Here is a 5,387-nt window from a genome sequence, read left to right as displayed (position 1 = left end):
GCCATGATGCTTGGCCTGTGGCATGAAAATTCCTATATAGCGGTCATCATGACCGACGAACCTGCAACCATCGGCGGCACGCCGCGTGCGGCCAAGCGCCCGGCGCATGTGAAAGCGCCCGAAGGCTGGACCAACGCGCCCGTGCCGGCACCCGAACCGATCCGCGAAGAGGATGCGGCCGACCAGCCGGGCGGACGCAATCCCGTGCGCTATGGCGACTGGGAACTCAAGGGGCTGGCGATCGATTTCTGACCGCGCATGCAAGGACGGCGACGAGGCATGGTGCCTCGCCGCCGCCGGATTGCATCGATGTGTGCCGGATCAGCCGATCGGGGTCGGCGACGGCAGCGGAACCTTGCCCGCCTTGACCTGTTCGGCGAAGACTTCGCGCATCAGCTGCAGCGAGAAGAGGTGTGCGAAGATCAGGCCGAGCATGCCGTTCTGCATCATCTTGCGCAGCACGTCGCCGCGCAGTTCGCGCAGCTTGTTCTCGTCGACCATCTGGAAGCCGCGATAGATGAAGGGCTTGTCGCTGCCTTCGGGCTGGATGCTGACTTCGCCGTCCATCAGCAGGTCGGCCTTCTTGAGTTCGTCCATGAAAACGCCGGTGCGCTGGCCGGCTTCCTCGAAATTCTTGCAGAATTCGAGGACCGCCTTGGTCGGCTCGGTCGGCTCGGTGCCTTCGAACAGCGCGTCGCCTTCGTCGAATTCACCGACGGCGCCCGAGGTCGGGTCGAAGCACAGCGACAGTTCGTCGGTGTCGGGACGCAGCTTGGCGAGCAGGAAGGGATAGCGGCGGACATAGGCCGGGACATAGACCGGGTTGATCAGCTTGCCCTCTGCATCGACGAAGGTGTTGACGCCTTCGTTGAGGCCCATCAGTGCGAGCGGCACCGGATTGTCGCCTGCCGAGAAGACGATCGGGTAGAAGCGGCTGGCCGAGACGAACTCGTCCGAGGTCAGCGGCACTGCATGCTGGTCGATCAGGAAGTCCGCCGTGTCGAGCGAGCGCGCATGGAAATTGGCGTGATCGACGCTCGAGAGCGGAACCAGATCCTTGTAGAAAAGCGGCAGATTGGCGGCGGGCGCAGTGGCCATGATGAAACTCCGAACAGGTCCCCCGCACATGCGGGCGAAAAAATGCGATTGCGCGCCTTATTGGGCTGCGCGCCCGGGCGCAAGGGGGCGATCGCCGGTGTCACCCCCGAAATAGATTGGTTCAGCCGATCAGCTTGCCCGGATTGAACAGCCCGGCGGGGTCGAGCCCCGCCTTGACGGCGCGCAGCGCCGCGAGGCGGGCTGGGCTGTCGAGTTCGGCGAACAGGTCGCGCTTCATCTGGCCGATGCCATGTTCGGCCGAGATCGAGCCGCCGAGTTCGATGACGTGGCGATAGACGAGGCGGCTCGCCGCCTCGCCATGGTCGGCGAGCCAGGCGCGGCCGTCGCTGCCGACCGGGGGCTGGACATGGTGATGGACGTTGCCGTCGCCGAGATGGCCGAAGGACAAGGCGCGCGCGCCGGGGAAGGCGGCGGCGAGGCGGACGGGATTGTCGGCGATGAAGCGCGGCATCAGGTCGACCGGCACGCTGACATCGTGTTGGATCGCGGGTCCCTCGGCGCGCTCGGCCTCCGAGATCGAATCGCGCAGCCGCCAGAAATCCTCGCTCTCGCGGTCGTTCTTGGCGATCACGACATCGTCGACCAGCCCGTTCTGGAGCGCGATGGCGAGTTGGGCCTCCAGTTTCGACGACAGGTCATCGGCCTTTTCGCCCGCCAGTTCGACCAGCGCGTACCAGGGGCAGTCGCCGCCGAGCGGATGGCGCGTCTGCGGGATATGGCGCAGAACCGCGTCGAGGCAGGCGTGCGGTACGATCTCGAGGCCTTCGAGCGGGGCGCCGATCGCGGCATCGAGCTGGCGCAGCAGGAGCAGCGCCTGGTCGGGACTTTCGAGCCCGATCCATGCGGTGGCGCGGTCTTCGGCCGCCGGGACGAGGCGCAGGGTTGCGGCGGTGACGATGCCGAGCGTTCCTTCGGCGCCGCAGAAGAGGTGCCTGAGGTCGTAGCCGCGATTGTCCTTCTTGAGCGGGGCGAGGCCGTCGAGGATGCTGCCGTCGGGCAGCACCGCCTCGATCCCCGCGACGAGCGCGCGCATCGTGCCGTGGCGCAGCACCTGCGTGCCGCCGGCATTGGTCGAGACGAGCCCGCCGAGAGTTGCCGACCCCTTGCCGCCGAGGGTCAGCGGGAAGCGCAGCCCCTTTGCCAGCGCGGCATTGTGAAAATTTTCGAGGACGACGCCCGCCTCGGCCACCGCGAGCCCGGCGATGGTGTCGATCGACCGAATGCGGTTCATGCGGCGGGTGCTGAGCAGCAGCTGGGCGCCACTGGCGTCGGGGGTGGCGCCGCCGACCATGCCGCTATTGCCGCCCTGCGGGACGATCGCGACGCCGTCTTCGGCGCAAAGGCGGACGGCAGCGGCGACCTCTTCGGTGCTCGCGGGCGACAGCATCGCGGCGGTGCGGCCATGATATTTCCCCCGCCAGTCGCTGAGCCAGGGGGCGAGGATATCAGCGTCGGTGGTGAAGCCCTTGGGGCCGAGGAGGTCGGCGAGGCGGGCCAGAAGGGCGGGCGAAGGGGCGCGGCTCATCGGTCGCAGCCTCCGCTGCCGATGTGACGCGTCATCAAAATGGGTCGACAACAGTTCATTTGCTGTTCAATCATAGTCGTTATGGGGAGCCATGGACGAGGGATACCCGCTCGTCCAGCCAGCATCGGGTTTGGGAGCTACGGGTGGATATCGGTTTTTGTCAACGCGCCGAGGGGGCGTCGGACGCGCGGTGACCGTCGTGCTGGCCCTGTTTGCGATGGCCGCGGCCCCTGCTGCGGACACCGAGGCGCCGCTGGCGCCGCCCGAGCCGATCGCGGCGATGGTGCCGCTGCCCGACAGCGCCGATGCGCCCTGGTTCCAGGTGGTCATCGAACAACAGCTGATCATTCGCGTCCCCGCCCAGCGATCGTCGCTCACCAATTTCTCTGCCAGCCAGGGCGAGCCGCAGCGCAAGCGCGAGGCGACGATCGTCTGGAAAGAGAAAAAGGGCCCGAAATGCGTCGCGATGCGCAACATCATCGGCATGCAGGCGGTCCAGCGCGACAGCATCGACCTGATCACCCGCCAGAAGCAAAGGCTGCGTGCGCAGCTGAACCGCGGCTGTCGCGCGCTCGATTTCTATGCCGGCTTCTACATGAAGGGCAACAAGGATGGGCAGCTCTGCGAGGATCGCGACGAGATCCACGCGCGTAGCGGCACCAAATGCGAGGTCGACAAGTTTCGCGTGATGGTCGCGGTGCGCGACGACGATTGATCGGCTTTTTCGCCAGCTTTTCTTGACTTTCGGGCCGCAGTTCCGCAAGGGCGCCGCAGCATCGGCCAGCGTGGGCGGCCGCGCTTCCATATTTCCGGACAAGTTGACCCTATGAAATTTGCCGACCTCGGCCTTTCCGACGAACTTCTGCGTGCCGTGACCGAGTCCGGCTACGATACGCCGACCGCGATCCAGGCGGGAGCGATCCCTTCGGTGTTGATGATGCGCGACATGATCGGCATCGCCCAGACGGGCACCGGCAAGACCGCGTCCTTCGTGCTGCCGATGATCGACATCCTCGCGCATGGCCGCGCCCGCGCGCGCATGCCGCGGTCACTGATCCTCGAGCCGACGCGCGAACTCGCCGCGCAGGTTGCGGAAAACTTCGAAAAATACGGCAAGTACCACAAGCTCTCGATGGCGCTGCTCATCGGTGGCGTCCAGATGGGCGACCAGGTCAAGGCGCTCGAAAAGGGCGTCGACGTGCTCATCGCGACGCCGGGCCGACTGATGGACCTGTTCGAGCGCGGCAAGATCTTGCTCACCGGCTGCAACCTGCTCGTCATCGACGAAGCCGACCGCATGCTCGACATGGGCTTCATTCCCGACATCGAGAATATCTGCACCAAGCTGCCCGCGAATCGGCAGACTTTGCTGTTTTCGGCAACGATGCCGCCGCCGATCAAGAAGCTGGCCGACAAATTCCTGTCGAATCCCAAGACGATCGAGGTCGCGCGCCCCGCGAGCCGCAACGAGAATATCGAACAGTTCGTCGTCAAGACCAGCGAACGCGGCAAGCGCGACACGCTGCGCGACCTGCTCGACGCCGAGGAGATCAGCACTGCGATCATCTTCTGCAACCGCAAGACGACGGTGCGCGAACTGGCAAAATCGCTGCAGCGCTCGCGTTTTGCCGCAGGCGAAATCCATGGCGACATGGACCAGTCGAGCCGCATCGCCGAGCTCGATCGCTTCAAGCGCGGTGACATCAACATCCTCGTCGCCTCGGACGTCGCGGCGCGTGGACTCGACGTGAAGGGCGTGACGCACGTCTTCAACTTCGATGCGCCCTGGCACCCCGACGATTATGTCCACCGCATCGGCCGCACCGGCCGCGCGGGGGCGAAGGGCCGGGCGTTCACGCTGGTCACGGCTTCGGACGACGAAGCGCTCGACAATATCCAGAAGCTGACGGGCTACAAGATTCCGGTCTTCGAGACCGGCAAGGCCGAGGCCGCGCCGGCGAAGGACGAGCCGGGCGAAGAGCGCGAACCGCGCCGCGAACGTGGCGGTCGCGGCGGCCGTGGCGGCAAGTCGCGCAGCGAACCGAAGCGCACCGAGGCGGCGGCCGAAAAGCCGGCAGCAAAGCCCGCGCGCAAGGCCGACGACCGCAAGCCTGCGCCGGAGAAGCGGCGCCAGCAGGACGATGATGGGCCGGATGACGGCTGGAACGGCCCGACGCCTGACTTCCTATCGTTTGGATTTGGTAGCTGATTGAGCGTCGCCCCCGCGAAGGCGGGGGCCGCTGGCTGTGTTTGCTCAGCCGCTTTGTGTAAACCGACAACGGCCCCCGCCTTCGCGGGGGCGACGGTGACGCTCTTACACCCGAACCAGCATCTTCCCCATATTCGCGCCGGCGAACAGGCCGAGGAACGCCTCGGGCGCCGCTTCGACCCCCTCGTGCACCGTCTCGCGCATCGTCACCGCGCCGCTGGCGATCAGGCCGCTCATGTCGGCGTAGAATTCCTCGATGCAGTCGAAGAACTGGTCGGTGTAGATGAAGCCTTCCATGCGGATACGCGCGGGAATGGTGCGGATGATGTACTGCATCTCCTGCGCCTTGCCGTCGTTGTAGACGTCGATCATCCCGCAGATCGCGAAGCGCGCGAAATCATTGGCGGTGGCGAAGGCGGCGTCGAGATGCTCGCCGCCGACATTGTCGAAATAGACGTCGATGCCGGGCTTGCCGAGCTTTTCGAGCGCGGCGGTCAGTTGCGGCAGCACCGCGCCGGCCTTGTAATCGACCAC

At 65.8% G+C, this 5,387-nt stretch carries 6 protein-coding genes; 3 read left to right on the top strand and 3 right to left on the bottom strand.

Annotated elements, in window-relative coordinates; translation table 11 throughout:
* Window positions 1-252 (top strand): DUF1674 domain-containing protein (locus B1A78_RS20125; protein ID WP_306171665.1); only part of this gene is annotated, 252 nt, incomplete at its 5' end.
* Window positions 253-321: 69 nt separating this feature from the next.
* On the opposite strand, the gene B1A78_RS20120 is transcribed toward B1A78_RS20125, so the two are convergent.
* On the bottom strand, window positions 322-1,098 hold the full coding sequence (locus tag B1A78_RS20120) for a SapC family protein (RefSeq protein ID WP_077148655.1): 777 nt from the start codon (window positions 1,096-1,098) through the stop codon (window positions 322-324).
* A 121-nt stretch (window positions 1,099-1,219) separates the two neighbouring features.
* The gene (locus B1A78_RS20115) at window positions 1,220-2,644 is read right to left on the bottom strand and encodes an FAD-binding oxidoreductase (RefSeq protein WP_077148654.1); all 1,425 of its coding nucleotides are present in this window, start codon (window positions 2,642-2,644) and stop codon (window positions 1,220-1,222) included.
* 190 nt (window positions 2,645-2,834) lie between these two features.
* Here B1A78_RS20115 and B1A78_RS20110 point away from each other — a divergent pair, with 190 nt between their 5' ends.
* Window positions 2,835-3,359, top strand: a complete 525-nt coding sequence (locus B1A78_RS20110; RefSeq protein ID WP_256839562.1) for a hypothetical protein — start codon at window positions 2,835-2,837, stop codon at window positions 3,357-3,359.
* A 111-nt stretch (window positions 3,360-3,470) separates the two neighbouring features.
* A complete protein-coding gene (locus tag B1A78_RS20105; RefSeq protein ID WP_077148653.1) occupies window positions 3,471-4,853 on the top strand; it encodes a DEAD/DEAH box helicase in 1,383 nt (460 codons plus the stop codon).
* 105 nt (window positions 4,854-4,958) lie between these two features.
* On the opposite strand, the gene B1A78_RS20100 is transcribed toward B1A78_RS20105, so the two are convergent.
* A partial coding sequence (locus B1A78_RS20100) for a zinc-binding dehydrogenase (RefSeq protein ID WP_256839559.1) occupies window positions 4,959-5,387 on the bottom strand: 429 nt, incomplete at its 5' end.

Source organism: Sphingopyxis sp. KK2 (assembly GCF_001990265.1).
In the GTDB taxonomy this organism is placed as follows: Bacteria; Pseudomonadota; Alphaproteobacteria; order Sphingomonadales; family Sphingomonadaceae; genus Sphingopyxis.
The sequence above is the reverse complement of the archived record's forward strand: the minus strand, read 5'-3'. Positions and strand labels throughout refer to the sequence as shown.